This window comes from Aeromonas rivipollensis (assembly GCF_037811135.1).
Taxonomy (GTDB): Bacteria; Pseudomonadota; Gammaproteobacteria; order Enterobacterales; family Aeromonadaceae; genus Aeromonas; species Aeromonas rivipollensis.
The window spans coordinates 3,925,813-3,940,294 of sequence record NZ_CP149130.1 but is presented as its reverse complement, the minus strand read 5'-3'; the positions used below and the strand labels follow the sequence as shown (position 1 = coordinate 3,940,294).

Below are 14,482 nucleotides of genomic sequence, written 5' to 3'. Positions count from 1 at the left end.
TGTGAGGCTCCTTTTTCATTGATGACGGATCAGGAGGGGGGATTGTGTTCCCTGTGTTCTTGCAGCAGCTGCTCCAGCTCGCGATACAGGAGCTGCTCTTCACCTATGTTCAGTTCCATCATCCGCTTGAGATGAGTGGCGCTGTCGATGTCGATGTGGTGGCAGTAGAAACCCAGCTTCTTGCTGGCCTCGTGGGTCAGTTCGACCTGCATCTTGATCTCGATGTCACTGCCGCCCAGCATGAAGCAGATCTCGTACTCCTTGTCGTCGCTGCCGACCCAATCCTCGGGCCTGAGCAGCAGGGCACCCTGCAGGGAGACATCCACCAGCTGGGTACGCCACTGGCGCACCCCCTGGGTCAGTTTGGCGGCGGTCAAATAGAAGATTCGGGTAAAGTGGCGGCGCTCGGCCATGTTCATCTCCGGTCTGCGTGCGAGCACAGTGCTAACCATCCATGCCCCAGAGTGTAATGTAGCTGGCGCATCAGGATGTTGAACTGGCTCCGATATTGAGCATCAGACCCGCTGGCGACTGAGGGATTCGACAACCTGAAGCGCCTTGACCAGCCTGTCCTCCTGCTTGAATCTGTCCTCCAGCACAGGACCCAGCTGATTCAGATCCTCATCGAGCTGCAACAGCTGGGCCTCGTCGGCATTGCTGTATTTGTCGTTGAACTCCAGGGCAAACTCGGTGCAGGCACGGATATGGGGATAGATGCGTTTGGCCAGCTCCAGCTTGTCACCGCTGGCTTGCTCGAAGGCGGTGACCACGTGGTTGTAGATCTCGAAATGACCGGCGCTGACGTAGTCGACCAGCTGTTCGCAGAAGCGTTGCAGTTCGACATGACCGGGAAGGGAGCGTTGCTTGGACTTGGTGGGCATGAGCCCGGCCAGCCGCATGTACTCGACCAGCAATGCCTGCCTGGCATCCAGCCAGTCATCGATTGCCCTGTGTTTGCCTGCCAACGCGCGCTTGGTTTGTTCCAGTTCAGTTAACATAGTCCCTCCATGGGCATGGCATGAAGCGCGATGGCTGCAGGCCTTCGGTCATTCTCAGCGACTGACGACACTCCTATAACTAGGGAAAATCCTGTTGACCGTCAATAGGAGTGTGGGGATATTGTTACATCAGGCGGGGGTTTGCATACAAGTCTCCGTCGGTTTCTGGTCCCGTGTCGCCTGTCAGGAGGACGCAGGGGCGAGATATGTGACTATTTCCGCAGATCTTGATGAAAACCCCAGCATTCAAGCCAATCCGGCTGATAAAGCCTTTGCCTGAGTGTTTTTTTTTGAATAGAGTGGCCCGGTGCTAAATGCCCGATCATAAAGGAAATGTTATGAACAAAGCTCAACTTGTCGATGCAATTGCCGCCAAAGCAGACCTGAGCAAAGCTCAGGCCAAAGTTGCTCTGGAAGAGATCATCAATGGTATTACCCAGAGCCTGAAAGAGGGCGATGCCGTTCAGTTGGTGGGTTTTGGTACCTTCAAGGTCAACCATCGCGCGGGCCGCACCGGTCGCAACCCGCAAACTGGTAAAGAGATCCAGATTGCAGCCGCCAATGTGCCGTCCTTTGTGGCAGGCAAGGCGCTGAAAGACGCCGTCAAGTAATCGCGTAAAGTAATCAAATGAAACCCGGCTCCTGCCGGGTTTTTTCTTGCCATCTTCGTTAAAATTTGTTTCAGATACACTCAGGATATGGCATGCGCTGTAGTGAGGTGGATATGGAACAGAAGAATGCCATCCGGCAGGTGGCCGTGCCCTGGGCACCCTCCCGCCAACTTCCCCCCGGTCTGGTTGTGGCCGAACTGCATCAGGACATCTGGAGTGACACCCTGACCGTCATGCTGGGGCGTGCCCGCAGCATAGATCTGCCGCCGCAGCCGCTGTGCCGGGTCAATTTCCGCCATATCTTCGCCGTGAGGGTGATGGAAGATTGCGATCTGGCGGAAGGGCGGGACAGCCACGTCATCGAGGAGCAGATCCAGCTGATCACGCCGTCCCGTTTTGCCAGCTGGTTCCATCAGGAGTCCGATGGTCTGCACCTGGACGAAGACTTGCAGCACTATCGCATCTCGACCTGGGATTACTGCGCCGACGTGCTGACCTCCTCCCCCCCGGAATTGCAGTTTGTGGCGCTGGAGGAGTGAGCGGGCGCCACCATCCAGATAAAAAAAGCCGGAACATCGCTGTTCCGGCTTTTTCTTGCCTGAGGGCTGGCGAAGTCAGCCGAGCAACTGCTCCCTGTGCAGACCAAGCACTATCAGGAGCCCGAGCAGATAGAAAGGGCTGAGCTTGATGCCGAGGATGGCCAGCATGCCGGCACAGAGGCGAACCAGCGCCTTGTGCAGCCAGGAACCGGTGAAGCGATACATGCTTACTCCACCGATCCGGTCGGGGCGAATTCGGGCACCTTGGCCATGGCATCCAGCACCACCTGGATGCCGGCCCCGGGTTTGCAGGCGTTCTCGCTCAGGTGGCGGCGCCAGGCGCGGGCCCCCTGCATGTTCTGGAACAGGCCCAGCATGTGACGGGTCATGTGGGAGAGGTAGTTGCCCTTGGCCAGCTCCTGCTCCATGTAGGGCAGCATCATGCGCACCACCTCGTGGCGGCTCGGCAGCTCGCCACCCTGGCCGAATACCCGGTTGTCGACCTCGGCCAGGATGTAGGGGTTCTGGTACGCCTCGCGGCCCATCATGACGCCGTCCACCTGCTGCAGGTGCTCCAGGGTCTGCTCGAGGGAGTTGACCCCGCCGTTGAGGGCTATGGTCAGCTCGGGATAGTCTTTCTTGACCCTATAGACGCGCGGGTAATCGAGCGGCGGGATCTCGCGGTTCTCCCTCGGGCTCAGGCCGCTCAGCCAGGCCTTGCGGGCGTGGACGATGAAGGTCTCGCAGCCGGCGTCGCGCACCTGCTCGATGAAGGCCTGCAAGAATTCATAGGAGTCTTGATCATCGATGCCGATACGGGTCTTCACTGTCACCGGAATGCTCACCACATCGCGCATCGCCTTGACGCAGTCGGCCACCAGGGCGGGCTCCCCCATCAGACAGGCGCCGAATCGGCCGTTCTGGACGCGATCCGACGGGCAACCCACGTTGAGGTTGATCTCGTCATAGCCGCGCTCCTCGGCCAGCCTGGCACAACGGGCCAGGTCCGCCGGGTTGCTGCCACCCAGCTGCAGGGCGAGGGGATGTTCCTGCTCGCTGTAACCCAGATAATCCCCTTTGCCATGGATGATGGCACCCGTGGTCACCATCTCGGTATAGAGCAGTGTCTGGCGGGTCATCAGACGGTGGAAATAACGGCAATGCCGATCGGTCCAGTCCAGCATGGGGGCGATGGAGAAGCGCTGCGCCTGCATAAAAATCATCCGGGTTGGCAAAATAAGGGGCCGGATTCTACCACAAGGTGAGACAGCCTCAGAAAATGAATTTTGTCGCCGCGCACAGGGGGCCCTGTGATAGTATCCGGCTAATTGACAGGGTATCTGCGTGATCATGAATCAAGACCTACTTCTACAACGAGCGGAACGTCTCTGCGACCAGCGGGGGATCCGTTTCACCCCGACCCGGCGCCAGGTGTTCCGGCTGCTTGCCGCCCATGGCAATGCCATCAGCGCCTATGATCTGCTGGCCCAGTTGCAGCAGACCGAGGCCCATGCCAAGCCCCCCACCGTCTACCGGGCGCTCGACTTTCTGCTCGAGCAGGGGTTCGCCCACAAGGTGGAGTCGCTCAACGCCTTCATTTTCTGCTGCCACTTTGACCATGCCCATCCCATGCAGCTGCTGATCTGCGATCGCTGCAAGGAGGTGGTGGAGCTGCACGATCCGGCCATCGACAGCGCCTTTTCCGAGCAGGCTCACCAGCATGGTTTTACTATTACCAACAAGACCATAGAGGCCCATGGTCAATGTGCTCGTTGCTCTGACACCCTAGGAAGTGAAGATGAAGGCTGATTTTGTAAACCCGTTCCTGCTCTCCCTGCTCAATGTGCTCTCCACCATGGCACAGCTGGAGCTCAAACCCGGCGCGCCCAAGCGCAAGACGGACGAGCTGGCGCGGGGAGATGTCTCCGGCCTCATCGGCATGGTGGGTCCGCAGACCCGTGGCTCCCTCTCCATCAGCTTCGAGAAGGGGCTGGCGCTGGAGATCATGCGCCGCATGCTGGGGGAGGCACCGGCCACCATCAACGAAGAGGTAACCGACATGGTGGGCGAGATCACCAACATGGTGACCGGTGGTGCCAAGCGCATGCTGGGGGAGAAGGGCTATGAGTTCGACATGGCGACCCCCATCATCGTCTCCGGCCCCAATCACACCATCACCCACAGGGCTGACGGTGCCAAGATCATGATGCCGTTCGATTCCGAGTACGGCCGTGCCACCATAGAGATCTGCTTCGAGTAACCGCCATGTGGACGATGCTGAAATGGACTGTCATCTGTGGGGTGCTGCTGCTTATCCTGTCGGATATCCAGATCAGCACCTCGCTCTACAAGTACGAAGACAACAGCGTGCAGATCAACTTCCCGCGCTGGCAGAGTGAGCAGCCCTGGGGCAGCCTGCGCTGGCATGCCGGCCAGGTCGAGAGCCACTGGTACGGCCTGGCTGGCAAACCCAAGCCGGCATCCGTGCTCTGAGCACTAACCCGATTTGCCATGCACCCGTTGCAAAAATGAAAGAGGCCAGCGAAAGCTGGCCTCTTTTTTATGTCGTCGGGATGAGGATCAGGCGGCTTCGGCGGCCAGCTTGTCACCACCGCGCACCAGGGTGCCCAGGCCGCAGGCCAGCAGGGTGGGCAGCAACCAGGCCAGGCCCTTGTCGAACAGCGGCAAGAAGGCGAACGCATCCATCTTCATGCCGGCAGCACCCAGACCGTCCAGGCAGCCGAACAGGAAGGCAACCAGCAGCACGGAGCGGAACACCAGGCGAGGGCGCCCGAAGTAACCCTTCAGGAAGGTGACCAGCACCAGGGCCACGGCCACCGGATAGATGGCGACCAGCACCGGGATGGAGAGGCTGATGAGCTGGCTCAGGCCGACGTTGGCCACCACGGCACAGACGACACCCAGCAGTACCACCAGCTTCTGGTAGCTCACGCCGGTGAGATTGTGGAAGAAGTCGGAGCAGGCGGAGATCAGGCCCACGGCCGTAGTGAAGCAGGCCAGGGTGATGATGGCTGCCAGGATGAACTGACCCGGCTGACCGAACAGGCTCAGCACGTAGGCGTTGACGATGGCACCGCCATTGCTGACGTCGGTGGCGACACCGGCCGCGGTGTTACCCAGCTGGAACAGGGAGACATAGACCACGGACAGGCCGATGGCGGAGATGATGCCGGCGATGGCCAGGTACTTGAACTGGCTCTGATAGTCGTGAATGCCTTTCTTGCGCAGCAGATCGACGATCAGGGCGCCAAACATCAGGGACGCCAGGGTATCCATGGTGTTGTAGCCTTCCAGGATCCCTTTCACCAGCGGGCTGTGCTGATAGTCGCCGGACGAGGCGGGCATGGTGCCCTGCGGTGCGACGAAGACGCCGACGGCCAGGGTCAGCAGCAGCAGCATCAGCACCGGGGTCAGGTATTTGCCGATGGCATCCATCAGCTTGCCCTGATTGAGGGAGACCAGGATGGCGATCCCGAAGAAGACCACGGTGTAGGCGACCAGCCCGGATTGACCCATGTCACCCAGGAAGGGCTTGAGGCCCATCTCGTAGGCCACCAGGCCGGTACGGGGAGCGGCGAAGGCCGGGCCTATGATGATGTAGATGGCGACGGCCAGGGCGGTGGCGACGCCGGTGGGCAGCAACTTGGTCATGCCGGCCCAGCCGTTGCCGGCCTTGGCGACGGCGAGAATGGTGATGAGGGGCAGGCCCACGGCGGTCACTAGGAAGCCCAGCATGGCCAGGGAGAGGTGCTCACCCGCCATGTAACCGGCCAGAGGCGGGAAGATGATGTTGCCTGCGCCCAGATAGAAGGCGAAGGTCATGAAGCCCAATCCGAGTACATCGGACAATGTGAGTGATTTCGTCAAGTTCAACCTCGTCTGTCTTGTAAACTATTGCTTGTTATAGTTTTTTATTGGTCAGTGACCGGCGTTGTTCAGGGGTAAAAAAAAGGAGCCCCGCTGCTTTTTTCATCGCCACCAGTGGTTTGAGCTGGTCTTGAGCGGGTGCTCGTTTGCTAGTCAGCATAATGATGTGAAAAAATAGTTCAAGGCGAAATTTACATCTTCAAATAGAAGGGGCTGGTTAGTTGGATGTATCTGTCGGAATAGCCTCCGGCAGTAGAATGGATCACAATTTCACCCTGCTCGCACCTGCTTAATCCTCTGCCAAGTAGCAATAAAACGCGATTTGCCTCTTTCCCCTCCCTGGTGATAACAGCTGTATAACAAAGGCTGTACAGATCATAATCCGCCGAGATGCATAAAATTTCATCAGCCATGGCGGTGGGCAGCACCAGCGCCAGCCGCCCATCCTGACTCAGCAGACGACGGCTTGCCGCCAGCAGCGCATGGGGATCGAGTGCGCCAGTGTGACGGGCGAGCGCCCTGGCCGGATCGCTAAATACCTGACCTGCAACGAAATAGGGGGGGTTGGAGACGATGAGATCGTAAGGAGCCGCCTGATAATCCTGAATGGCGCTCTCTATGATGCTGACCCGGGTGGCCCAGGGGGAGGCCGCCACGTTATCCCTGGCCTGGTCCGCTGCATCCTTATCCAGCTCCACCCCGTCGATCCGGCAGTCGTTCGTGCTGCGCTGGGCCAGCATCAGGGCGATGAGCCCGGTGCCGGTGCCGATGTCGAGGATCCGGCGGGCATTGTCGACCGGCGTCCAGGCCCCCAGCAGTATGCCGTCGGTGCCCACCTTCATGGCACAGCGGTCATGGTCGATGTGAAATTGTTTGAAAGTAAAACCGCTGCTACGCCCCATCTGACCCTCGTTGCTCGTCTGCCATGGCGAAAATGGTCGGCGATTATAGCGGCTAAGCCACAGTCGCCATAGGAGCCGGCGGCATAATCGCCTATAATCTGCCGTTTCCTTAATGACCGAGTATTGCCATGAGCCAGTCCTTTGATGATTTCGACCTGAATCCAGCCCTCAACCGGGCCTTGGCCGAGATGGGATTCACCCGCCCCACCACCATTCAGCAGATGGTGCTGGAGCCAGCCCTGGACGGCCGCGATATTCTGGCATCCGCTCCGACCGGTACCGGCAAGACAGCCGCCTTCCTGCTGCCCGCCATGCAGCACCTGCTGGACTTCCCGCGTCGCAAGCCGGGCCCGTGCCGCATGCTGATCCTGACCCCGACCCGCGAGCTGGCGCTGCAGGTCAGTGCCCATGCCAGGGCGCTGGCGGTGCATACCCATCTCAGCATCGAGACCATCATCGGCGGCGTCAGTCATGAGGAGCAACTGCCGGCACTGACCAAGACCACCGACATAGTGGTGGCCACCCCGGGTCGCCTGCTGGAGTACATAGAAAAGGAAGAGTTCGAGAGCCACGACATCGAGGTGCTGGTGCTGGATGAAGCGGACCGCATGCTGGACATGGGCTTCATCAAGGATGTGAACCGCATAGTGGCAGAGGCCCGTTACCGCAAGCACACCATGCTCTTCTCCGCCACCCTGGAAGGGGCCGGTCTCGAGAAGTTCGCGAGCGAGATCCTCAAAGATCCGGTGGAGCTACATGCCGAGCCGCCCCGCAGCGAGCGCCGGCCCATCACCCAGTGGGTGCACCTGGCCGATGACGCCGCCCACAAGCTGGCGCTGCTGATCCACATTCTGAAGGATCCCCAGACCCAGAAGGCCATTGTCTTCGTCAAGACCCGCGAGCGGCTGGCGGAGCTCTCCGGCCAGTTGCAGGCGGCCGGCGTCCCCTGTGCCTGGATCCGTGGCGAGATGGAGCAGAGCAAGCGCGTCGAGTCGATCCGCAAGTTCCATGAAGGGGAGGTGCCCTTCCTCATCGCCACCGATGTAGCCGCCCGGGGCATCGACCTGCCCAACGTCAGCCACGTCATCAACTACGACATGCCCTACGGCACCGACGTCTACGTCCACCGTATCGGCCGGACCGGTCGCGCCGGCAACCGTGGCTGCGCCATCAGCCTGGTAGAGGCCCACGACATGGCCATGGTGGCCAAGATAGAGCGCTACACCGAGGAGCGCCTCAAGCGCCGGGTGATCGAGGAGCTGCGCCCCAGGCACAAGGAGGCGCGGGTGCCGGTGAAGAAGAAAAAGCCGAAGGATGGCAAGAAAAAGAGCGCCAAGAAGAAAAAGAAGTAATGCCCCATTGACGCTGCAACGGCCATCCTCGGATGGCCGTTTTGCTGCCTGTCGCCCGGGCTGTGGAGATCAGCGCGCAGAAAAAAGCCGACGCATGAACGTCGGCCAACAAAAAGTGCTTACAACAGAGGATTCATAGGTTCAGACCCGGGGATCCCGAACTTGGTTCCCTCCGTTTGTAATTAATTTTCAGCGCGCTTGAACATCAGGGTGCGGTCGTCTGATTCTTCCGGTACGAAATAGTAGCCAGCCTCATTGAACCCGGTCAGCTGGGTCACCTCGGTCAGCCGGTGCTTGATGATGTGGCGGGCCATCATGCCGCGAGCCTTCTTGGCGTAGAAGCTGATGATCTTGAACTGGCCGTTCTTCTCGTCCTTGAACACCGGAGTCACTATGCGGCCCTTCAGGGCGCCCGGGCGAACCGACTTGAAGTATTCGTCAGACGCCAGATTGATCAGCACCTCGCTGCCCTGTGCGGCCAGCACCTTGTTCAGGTGTTCTGTGATGATGTCACCCCAGAACTGATAGAGATCCTTGCCGCGCTCGTTGTCGAGGCGGATCCCCATCTCCAGCCGGTATGGCATCATCAGATCCAGCGGTCGCAACACCCCGTAGAGGCCGGACAGCATGCGCAGGTGCCCCTGGGCAAAGTCGAGGTCTGCCTCGCTGAAATCCTCAACGGCCAGGCCGGTGTAGACATCACCCTTGAAGGCCAGCAGCGCCTGGCGGGCATTTCTCGGGGTGAAATCCGGCTGCCACTGGGCAAAACGGGCGGCGTTGAGCCCCGCCAGCTTGTCGCTGATCTTCATCAGGCTGGCGATCTGATCCGGGGTCAGCTGCCTGGCCCTGTGGATCAGCCGGGCGGAGTGATCCAGCAGCTCGGGCAGGGTGAAACGGGAGGTCACCAGCGGCGACTCGTAATCCAGCGTCTTGGCCGGGGAAACCACAATCAGCATAACTGTCCTTTACTAGCGGTGACGCACGCCCCTCATTCATCCAGGGTCACGTTGTCGAGTGTGCCTGCACCCAGCTGCTCGCGACCCGACAGCTTGATCAGCAGTCGCAGGTCGTTGGCGGAGTCGGCATGGGCAAGGGCCTCACTGTAGCCAATTTGGCCGGCGCAGAACAGGGCGAACAGCGCCTGATCGAAGGTCTGCATGCCGAGCTCGCCGGATTTGGTCATCACCTCCTTGAGCCTGTGTACCTCTCCCTTGCGGACTATGTCGGTAATGAGCGGGGTGTTGAGCAGTATCTCGAAGGCGGCGACACGGCGCTGCCCGTGAAGGGAGGGCAGCAGTTGCTGTGCCACTATGGCGCGCAGGTTGAAGGAGAGATCGAACAGGAACTGGCGATGCTTCTCCTGCGGCACCAGATGGAGGATGCGATCCAGCGCCTGGTTGGCATTGTTGGCGTGGAGGGTGGCGAGACAGAGGTGGCCCGTCTCGGCAAACTGGATGGCCAGTTCCATGGTCTCCTGGCTGCGGATCTCGCCGATGAGGATGACGTCCGGCGCCTGGCGCATGGAGTTCTTGAGCGCCACGTCGAAGGACTCGGTGTCGATCCCCACTTCCCGCTGGGTCACCAGGCAGCGCCCATGCTGGTGGACGAACTCCACCGGATCCTCCACCGTCAGTATGTGGCCGTCGCCGTGCTGGTTGCGGTAGCCGATCATTGCCGCCTGGGTAGTGGACTTGCCGGCGCCCGTTGCCCCGACGAACAGCACCAGGCCGCGCTTGGCCATGGCGACCTCCTGCAGTATGGGGGGCAGCGTCAGTTCTTCGAAGGTGGGAATGCGGGTCTCGATGCGGCGCAGCACCATGCCCGGCATATCCTGCTGCCAGAAGGCGCTGACCCGAAATCGCCCCAGCCCTTCACGGTGGATGGCGTAGTTTGCCTCCCGGCTATGCAGGTAGCGCTCGAAGTGCGCCTCGTCCAGGCTCTCCCTGACCAGGGCCAGCGCCGCCTGCCTGTCCAGGGGTTTATCGCCGAGCGGTACCAGCCGCCCGTTGACCTTGAGGGTGGGAGGGGCATCGACAGTGATGAAGAGATCCGAGCCCTTTTGTTCAACCAGTGCAGCGAGCAGAACATCCATGTTCATAGTGTCTCCTTGGTGGTGAAAGCATCTTAAATGCTGTTGGGGTCGGCCGCCTTGGCCCTGGCATCGAGGGCGGCAACCACGCCCCGGTTGACGAGCTGCTTGAGGCTCTGATCCATTGTCTGCATGCCGTGGGTCATCCCGGTCTGGATGACGGAGTAGAGCTGGGCGACCTTGTCTTCCCGGATCAGGTTTCGCACCGCCGGGATCCCCAGCATGATCTCGTGGGCCGCCACCCGGCCACCGCCGATCCGCTTGAGCAGGGTCTGGGAGATGACAGCCCGCAGGGACTCGGAGAGCATGGATCTCACCATGTCCTTCTCCGAGCCGGGGAAGACGTCGATGATCCTGTCTATGGTCTTGGCCGCCGAGGAGGTGTGCAGGGTGCCGAACACCAGATGGCCCGTCTCCGCCGCCGTCATGGCGAGGCGTATGGTCTCCAGGTCGCGCATTTCCCCCACCAGTATGATGTCCGGATCTTCACGCAGGGCCGAGCGCAGGGCGTTGGCGAAACTCTTGGTGTCGCGATGTACCTCGCGCTGGTTGACCAGGCAACGCTTGTTCTCGTGCACGAACTCGATGGGATCCTCGATGGTGAGGATGTGGTGGTGGAAGTTGTCGTTGATGTAATCGACCATGGCCGCGAGCGTGGTGGACTTGCCCGAACCGGTCGGGCCCGTGACCAGCACCAGGCCGCGGGGAAACTCCGCTATCTTGCGAAACATCTCCGGCGCCCCAAGATCTTCCAGGGTCAGGACTGTGCTCGGTATGGTACGAAACACGGCGCCAGAGCCTCGCGCCTGCTGGAAGGCGTTGACCCGAAAGCGCGCCATGCCGGGTACCTCGAAGGAGAAGTCCACCTCGAAATTCTCCTCCAGCTCCTTGCGCTGGTGGTCGTTCATGATGTCGTAGATGAGGGCGTGTACTTCACGGTGATCCAGGGCGGGCAAATTGATCTTGCGAACCTCCCCATCAACCCTGATCATCGGGGGAACCCCGGCCGAGAGGTGTAGATCCGAGGCCTTATGCTTTACACTGAAAGCCAATAACTCTGTGATATCCATAGATTTGTTATTCTCCCATCACAAGATCACGAACGAAATATGAGCCAGATTGCCCAGCACCTGCTTCAGGTAAAGGAACGTATTGTACAGGCCGCCAGGCGAGTTGGCCGTGGCGCCGATCATATCCAGCTGCTTGCGGTCAGCAAGACCAAGCCGCTTGAAGACATCCAGGCCGCCTATGCCGCCGGTCAGCGCCGCTTTGGCGAATCCTATGCCCAGGAGGCCGCGCTCAAGATAGATACCCTGCGTGAGCAGGCGGCCTGCCAAGACATAGAGTGGCACTTTATCGGCCCGCTGCAATCGAACAAATCCAGGCTGGTGGCGGAGCGATTCGATTGGGTGCAAAGCGTCGATCGTGACAAACTCATCGAGCGCCTCAACAACCAGCGTCCAGCCGGGTTGGCGCCGCTAAATGTCTGTCTGCAAATCAATATTAGCGGAGAGAGCAGCAAATCCGGTACGTCGGAGCAAGAGATTTTCCGGCTGGCTGCCCTGGTTGACCAGAGCGAGCGACTGGTGCTGCGTGGCCTGATGGCCATCCCGGAGCACACCAGCGACGAGGCGGCTCTGGCCGCGCAGATGCGGCGCATGCAGGCTCTGTTCACCGAGCTTGCGCAACAATACCCGAGCGTCGACACCCTTTCGATGGGCATGACCGAGGATCTCGAGGCCGCCGTCGCCCATGGCAGCACCATGGTCCGGGTCGGCACCGCCATCTTCGGTGCCCGTGATTATTCATGAGCAATAGCCGGGGCGAGAAACACCCCGGCCGTGCTTTTTTTCAGGTAAACAGGCGCGTGTGATGCCGGTGTCAGCCCGCACAGGCTGGGTCGACATCCGCTGCGATGTCAGTTACAGGAGTGTTTGATGCAGCAGAGAACCCTCGCCTTCATCGGGGCAGGCAACATGAGCCGCAGTATCATTGCCGGCCTCATCCAGGCGGGCTACCCGGCCGGACGGATAACCGCCGCCAACCCCAGCCGGCCCAAGCTGGACGAGCTGGTTGACCAGTTCGGCATTCGCATCACCCAGAACAACGCCGAGGCGGCCCGTGAGGCCGAGGTCATAGTGCTGGCGGTCAAACCCCAGCTGATGGCGGCCATGCTGGAGGCGCTGGTGGCCGAGCTGGGCTCCCTCGAAGGCAAGCTGCTCGTCTCCATCGCCGCCGGCATCAAGGTCGAGCGGTTGCAGGAGATGGCGGGGGGACATGCCCGCATCATCCGCACCATGCCCAATACTCCTTCCCTGCTGGGATTGGGGATGACGGGCCTCTATGCCCCGGCCGGCATAGAACAGGTGGATCGCGACTTCGCCGAGCAGATGATGCAGGCCGTCGGCAAGACTCTCTGGGTCGCGCAGGAGTCTGGCATCAACGGCGTCATCGCAGCGGCGGGCAGCGCCCCGGCCTACTTCTTCCTGTTCATGCAGGGGATTGCCGAGGAGGCGGAGGCCATGGGCTTCTCCCCCGAGCAGGCCCGTCTGCTGGTGCAGCAGACCGCCCTTGGCGCCGCCGCCATGGTGGAGCAGAACCCCGGGCTCTCCCTGCAGACCCTGCGCGAGCAGGTCACCAGCAAGGGCGGCACCACGGCCGAGGCCGTCAAGACATTCCAGGAGCAGGGGCTGAAGCCGCTGACCGCTCGTGCCATGCAGGCGGCCGTCACCCGGGCCGCCGAGATGGAAACCCTTTTCTGAACCTTTTGTAGCAAGGAGCCCGGATGAACACGGCTTACTTTTTGATTAACACGATTTTTGATCTCTACCTCATGGTGGTGCTGCTGCGAGTCTGGTTGCAGTGGGCCCGCGCCGATTTCTACAACCCCATGAGCCAGATGGTGGTCAAGGTGACCAACCCCCTGGTGATCCCGCTGCGCCGTATCATCCCCGGCTTCGGCGGACTGGACATGGCCTCGGTGCTGCTGGCGCTCATCATCGCCTTCGCCAAGCTGGCGCTGCTCAAGAGCATGAACGTGCTGCTGACCGACTGGCTGACCCTCAGCCTGTTTGCGGTGCTTACCATTCTGAAGAAGACGGGCTCGATGATCTTCTGGGTGCTGCTGATCCGCGCCATCCTGAGCTGGGTCAGCCAGGGTCGCAACCCCATCGAGTACGTGATGCATCAGCTGACCGAGCCCTTCCTGGCACCTATCCGCCGCATACTGCCGGCGCTGGGTGGCCTGGATCTCTCGGTGCTGGTCGCCTTCATCGCGTTGCAGGCCATAAACTATCTGTTGGGGGATCTGTTCGGTCAGCTGTGGTGGATGATCTGATGCCAGCCGTCCTGCGGGAAGGGGACGCGCTGATACTGCACCTGATGATCCAGCCCAAGGCGAGCCGGGATCAGATCGTCGGCTTGCACGGGGACGAGCTGAAAGTGGCCATCACGGCGCCGCCGGTGGATGGTCAGGCCAACAGCCATCTGATCAAGTATCTGGCCAAGCAGTGCAAGGTGGCCAAGGGGCAGGTCCGCATAGTGCGGGGGGAGCTGGGACGGCACAAGACGGTCGCCATCGAGGCACCGAGACAGATCCCCGCCGAGATCGCCGCCCTGCTGGAGAGTGAAACAGGAGAAGGATGACATCATGAAAACACTCTGGATGAGCTGCCTGCTGGCGCTCTTGATGACGCTGCCGGTGCGGGCCGAGCAGATGAAGGAGCTGGGTCCCTGGCAGGTTCACTACAGCGCCTTCAACTCCAGCTTCCTCACCCCTGAGGTGGCCAAGGCCTATGGCCTGGAGCGCAGCCGCTACAACGGCATCGTCAACATTGCGGTGCAGAACAAGCAAGGGGTGGCTCAGGCGGTGGGCATCAGCGGCGAGGCCAAGAACCTCACCGGTACCATACGTACCCTGAGCTTCCAGGAGGTGAAGGAGGGGGATTCCATTTACTACCTGGCGGTGCTGCCCTACCGGAACGAGGATACCTACCAGTTCACCCTGAAGATCATGGGGGAGGGACAGCAGCAGACGCTGACCTTCCAACAGACCTTCTACGTCGACTAGCTTCCGGATGCGATGAAAATGCCCCGAACCCGCA

The 14,482-nt window shown here is 60.6% G+C and carries 20 protein-coding genes; 11 read left to right on the top strand and 9 right to left on the bottom strand.

The window, feature by feature from the left end:
* Nucleotides 1-29 precede the first annotated feature (29 nt).
* Nucleotides 30-413, bottom strand: a complete 384-nt coding sequence (locus WIR04_RS17935; RefSeq protein ID WP_025325652.1) for a PilZ domain-containing protein — start codon at nt 411-413, stop codon at nt 30-32.
* 102 nt (nt 414-515) lie between these two features.
* A complete protein-coding gene (locus WIR04_RS17930) occupies nt 516-998 on the bottom strand; it encodes an Rsd/AlgQ family anti-sigma factor (RefSeq protein ID WP_025325653.1) in 483 nt (160 codons plus the stop codon).
* A 338-nt stretch (nt 999-1,336) separates the two neighbouring features.
* Between WIR04_RS17930 and hupA the strand changes: the two genes are divergently transcribed.
* Together hupA and WIR04_RS17920 are read left to right on the top strand one after the other, a co-directional pair.
* Nucleotides 1,337-1,609, top strand: a complete 273-nt coding sequence (hupA, locus tag WIR04_RS17925) for a nucleoid-associated protein HU-alpha (RefSeq protein ID WP_005305063.1) — start codon at nt 1,337-1,339, stop codon at nt 1,607-1,609.
* A 113-nt stretch (nt 1,610-1,722) separates the two neighbouring features.
* Nucleotides 1,723-2,148, top strand: coding sequence for a hypothetical protein (locus WIR04_RS17920; RefSeq protein WP_338888727.1), 426 nt, complete (start codon nt 1,723-1,725; stop codon nt 2,146-2,148).
* A 75-nt stretch (nt 2,149-2,223) separates the two neighbouring features.
* Here the strand turns inward: WIR04_RS17920 and WIR04_RS17915 are convergent, their stop codons facing one another.
* Both WIR04_RS17915 and dusA read right to left on the bottom strand, forming a co-directional pair.
* Entirely contained in the window at nt 2,224-2,373 is a 150-nt protein-coding gene (locus WIR04_RS17915) for a hypothetical protein (protein WP_307765962.1), read from the bottom strand.
* A 2-nt stretch (nt 2,374-2,375) separates the two neighbouring features.
* The gene (gene dusA / locus WIR04_RS17910; RefSeq protein ID WP_338888725.1) at nt 2,376-3,362 is read right to left on the bottom strand and encodes a tRNA dihydrouridine(20/20a) synthase DusA; all 987 of its coding nucleotides are present in this window, start codon (nt 3,360-3,362) and stop codon (nt 2,376-2,378) included.
* A 136-nt stretch (nt 3,363-3,498) separates the two neighbouring features.
* On the opposite strand from dusA, the gene zur reads away from it, so the two are divergent.
* From zur to WIR04_RS17895, 3 genes are read left to right on the top strand one after another with little or no spacing between them, the layout of a single operon-like run.
* Entirely contained in the window at nt 3,499-3,957 is a 459-nt protein-coding gene (zur, locus tag WIR04_RS17905; protein ID WP_025325656.1) for a zinc uptake transcriptional repressor Zur, read from the top strand.
* Nucleotides 3,947-4,408, top strand: coding sequence for a chemotaxis protein CheX (locus WIR04_RS17900; protein ID WP_025325657.1), 462 nt, complete (start codon nt 3,947-3,949; stop codon nt 4,406-4,408). The genes zur and WIR04_RS17900 overlap by 11 nt, the downstream gene beginning before the upstream one ends.
* A gap of 5 nt (nt 4,409-4,413) precedes the next feature.
* The gene (locus WIR04_RS17895; protein ID WP_163135628.1) at nt 4,414-4,641 is read left to right on the top strand and encodes a hypothetical protein; all 228 of its coding nucleotides are present in this window, start codon (nt 4,414-4,416) and stop codon (nt 4,639-4,641) included.
* Between the two features lie 87 nt (nt 4,642-4,728).
* On the opposite strand, the gene brnQ is transcribed toward WIR04_RS17895, so the two are convergent.
* Nucleotides 4,729-5,991 carry a branched-chain amino acid transport system II carrier protein gene (gene brnQ / locus WIR04_RS17890; protein ID WP_338892628.1) on the bottom strand — a complete coding sequence of 421 codons (1,263 nt, stop codon included), beginning with the start codon at nt 5,989-5,991 and terminating at the stop codon, nt 4,729-4,731.
* Nucleotides 5,992-6,227: 236 nt separating this feature from the next.
* Nucleotides 6,228-6,938: a tRNA1(Val) (adenine(37)-N6)-methyltransferase gene (locus WIR04_RS17885; RefSeq protein ID WP_338888720.1), complete on the bottom strand. Its 711-nt coding sequence runs from the start codon at nt 6,936-6,938 to the stop codon at nt 6,228-6,230.
* Nucleotides 6,939-7,066: 128 nt separating this feature from the next.
* Between WIR04_RS17885 and srmB the strand changes: the two genes are divergently transcribed.
* Nucleotides 7,067-8,290 (top strand): ATP-dependent RNA helicase SrmB, encoded by a 1,224-nt coding sequence (gene srmB / locus WIR04_RS17880; RefSeq protein ID WP_025325661.1) that lies wholly within the window; start codon nt 7,067-7,069, stop codon nt 8,288-8,290.
* 182 nt (nt 8,291-8,472) lie between these two features.
* On the opposite strand, the gene yaaA is transcribed toward srmB, so the two are convergent.
* From yaaA to tapT, 3 genes are read right to left on the bottom strand one after another with little or no spacing between them, the layout of a single operon-like run.
* A complete protein-coding gene (gene yaaA, locus WIR04_RS17875; RefSeq protein WP_338888718.1) occupies nt 8,473-9,246 on the bottom strand; it encodes a peroxide stress protein YaaA in 774 nt (257 codons plus the stop codon).
* A 32-nt stretch (nt 9,247-9,278) separates the two neighbouring features.
* Nucleotides 9,279-10,388 carry a PilT/PilU family type 4a pilus ATPase gene (locus WIR04_RS17870; RefSeq protein ID WP_338888716.1) on the bottom strand — a complete coding sequence of 370 codons (1,110 nt, stop codon included), beginning with the start codon at nt 10,386-10,388 and terminating at the stop codon, nt 9,279-9,281.
* Nucleotides 10,389-10,414: 26 nt separating this feature from the next.
* On the bottom strand, nt 10,415-11,449 hold the full coding sequence (tapT, locus tag WIR04_RS17865; RefSeq protein ID WP_025325664.1) for a type IVa pilus ATPase TapT: 1,035 nt from the start codon (nt 11,447-11,449) through the stop codon (nt 10,415-10,417).
* Between the two features lie 39 nt (nt 11,450-11,488).
* On the opposite strand from tapT, the gene WIR04_RS17860 reads away from it, so the two are divergent.
* The 5 genes from WIR04_RS17860 (at nt 11,489) to WIR04_RS17840 (ending at nt 14,448) form a co-directional block, all read left to right on the top strand.
* Entirely contained in the window at nt 11,489-12,190 is a 702-nt protein-coding gene (locus tag WIR04_RS17860; RefSeq protein ID WP_338888713.1) for a YggS family pyridoxal phosphate-dependent enzyme, read from the top strand.
* Nucleotides 12,191-12,316: 126 nt separating this feature from the next.
* Nucleotides 12,317-13,141, top strand: a complete 825-nt coding sequence (gene proC, locus WIR04_RS17855; protein ID WP_338888711.1) for a pyrroline-5-carboxylate reductase — start codon at nt 12,317-12,319, stop codon at nt 13,139-13,141.
* A gap of 23 nt (nt 13,142-13,164) precedes the next feature.
* Nucleotides 13,165-13,716: a YggT family protein gene (locus tag WIR04_RS17850; RefSeq protein ID WP_025325667.1), complete on the top strand. Its 552-nt coding sequence runs from the start codon at nt 13,165-13,167 to the stop codon at nt 13,714-13,716.
* A complete protein-coding gene (gene yggU, locus WIR04_RS17845) occupies nt 13,716-14,024 on the top strand; it encodes a DUF167 family protein YggU (protein WP_025325668.1) in 309 nt (102 codons plus the stop codon). The genes WIR04_RS17850 and yggU overlap by 1 nt, the downstream gene beginning before the upstream one ends.
* Before the next feature lie 4 nt (nt 14,025-14,028).
* Nucleotides 14,029-14,448 (top strand): DUF4426 domain-containing protein, encoded by a 420-nt coding sequence (locus WIR04_RS17840; RefSeq protein ID WP_338888707.1) that lies wholly within the window; start codon nt 14,029-14,031, stop codon nt 14,446-14,448.
* The last annotated feature ends 34 nt before the right edge of the window (nt 14,449-14,482 follow it).